The following is a 1670-nucleotide window of genomic DNA, read 5'->3' on the forward strand; positions in this document are numbered from 1 at the left end:
CCGGCACAGCTTCGAAGAGGTCGGCAACCAGACCGAAATCGGCGACCTGGAAGATCGGTGCTTCTTCGTCTTTGTTGATCGCAACGATGATCTTCGAGTCTTTCATACCAGCCAAGTGCTGGATGGCGCCCGAGATACCCACGGCGATGTACAGTTCCGGAGCAACAACTTTACCGGTCTGACCAACCTGCAGGTCGTTCGCGGCATAGCCCGAGTCAACAGCCGCACGCGACGCACCAACAGCGGCGCCCAGCTTGTCAGCCAGTTTCTCGATCAGGGCGAAGTCCTCTTCCGAGCCAACGCCACGGCCACCCGACACAACAACGCCAGCCGAGGTCAGCTCGGGGCGGTCGCTTTCGGCAACCTTGTCTTCAACCCATTCCGACAGGCCGGGGTTGTCAGCAGCGCTGATGGGCTCGACGCCAGCCGAACCACCTTCGCCAGCAGCGTCGAAGGTCGACGTACGGAAGGTGATGACCTTCTTGGCGTCGTTCGATTTGACGGTTTGCATGGCGTTACCGGCATAGATCGGGCGTTCAAACGTGTCGCCGTCTACAACTGCGGTTACGTCCGACAGAACCATCACGTCCAACAGGGCAGCAACGCGCGGCATGACGTTTTTGGCGTCGGTGGTGGCGGGCGCCACGATGTGATCAAAGTCGCCAGCCAGCGAGACGATCAGGGCTGCGGTCGGCTCGGCCAGGCGGTGACCCAGCGATGCGTCTTCGGCAACCAGAACCTTGGCCACGCCGTCGATCTTGGCAGCGGCGTCCCCAGCAGCAGCGGCAGATGCGCCAGCAGCCAGAACGGTTACGTCACCCAGCGCTTTTGCAGCGGTGACAGCCTTGGCGGTGGCGTCCAGCGCCAGTTCACCATTGGTAACTTCAGCAAGAAGTAGAACAGCCATTATACAGCCCCCGCTTCCTTGAGTTTCGATACAAGCTCGTCCACCGAGCCAACGATGATGCCAGCGGCGCGTTCTGCCGGCTCCGAGGTCTTCACGATCTCGAGGCGCGGGGTCACGTCAACGCCGTAATCAGCCGGGGTCTTTTCGTCCAGCGGCTTCTTCTTGGCTTTCATGATGTTCGGCAGCGACGCATAGCGCGGCTCGTTCAGGCGCAGGTCAACGGTGACGATGGTCGGCATCTTCACTTTGATGGTCTGCAGGCCGCCGTCCACTTCGCGGGTCACAACGGCACTGTCGCCATCGATGTCCAGTTCCGAAGCAAAGGTGCCTTGCGACCAGCCCAGCAGGGCCGACAGCATCTGACCGGTGGCGTTCATGTCGTTGTCGATGGCTTGCTTGCCCGCCAGCACGATGCCCGGCTGCTCTTCTTCAACAACTTTGGCCAGGATCTTGGCAACGGCCAGCGGCTCGATGTCGTTGTGGACGTCGTCAGCAGCGTTTACCAGAATGGCGCGGTCTGCACCCATGGCCAGAGCCGTGCGCAGGGTTTCCTGAGCTTGCTTCACGCCGATGGACACGACGACGATCTCGTCTGCTTTACCAGCTTCCTTCAGGCGGATGGCCTCTTCGACGGCAATCTCGTCAAAGGGGTTCATCGACATTTTTACGTTGGCAAGATCGACACCGGTTCCATCCGCTTTCACACGAACTTTCACGTTGTAGTCGATCACGCGCTTCACAGGCACAAGCACCTTCATTGGCG

At 60.2% G+C, this 1670-nt stretch carries 2 protein-coding genes; both read right to left on the reverse strand.

Going from position 1 to position 1670, the window contains the following annotated elements:
• A partial coding sequence (locus G0Q00_RS00015; RefSeq protein ID WP_163035372.1) for an electron transfer flavoprotein subunit alpha/FixB family protein occupies nt 1–907 on the reverse strand: 907 nt, incomplete at its 3' end.
• Nucleotides 907–1665, reverse strand: a complete 759-nt coding sequence (locus G0Q00_RS00020) for an electron transfer flavoprotein subunit beta/FixA family protein (RefSeq protein ID WP_163035373.1) — start codon at nt 1663–1665, stop codon at nt 907–909. The genes G0Q00_RS00020 and G0Q00_RS00015, both read right to left, overlap by 1 nt.
• Nucleotides 1666–1670 lie beyond the last annotated feature (5 nt).

The sequence above is a fragment of the Aliiroseovarius sp. PrR006 genome (genome assembly GCF_010500215.1).
Taxonomy (GTDB): domain Bacteria; phylum Pseudomonadota; class Alphaproteobacteria; order Rhodobacterales; family Rhodobacteraceae; genus Aliiroseovarius.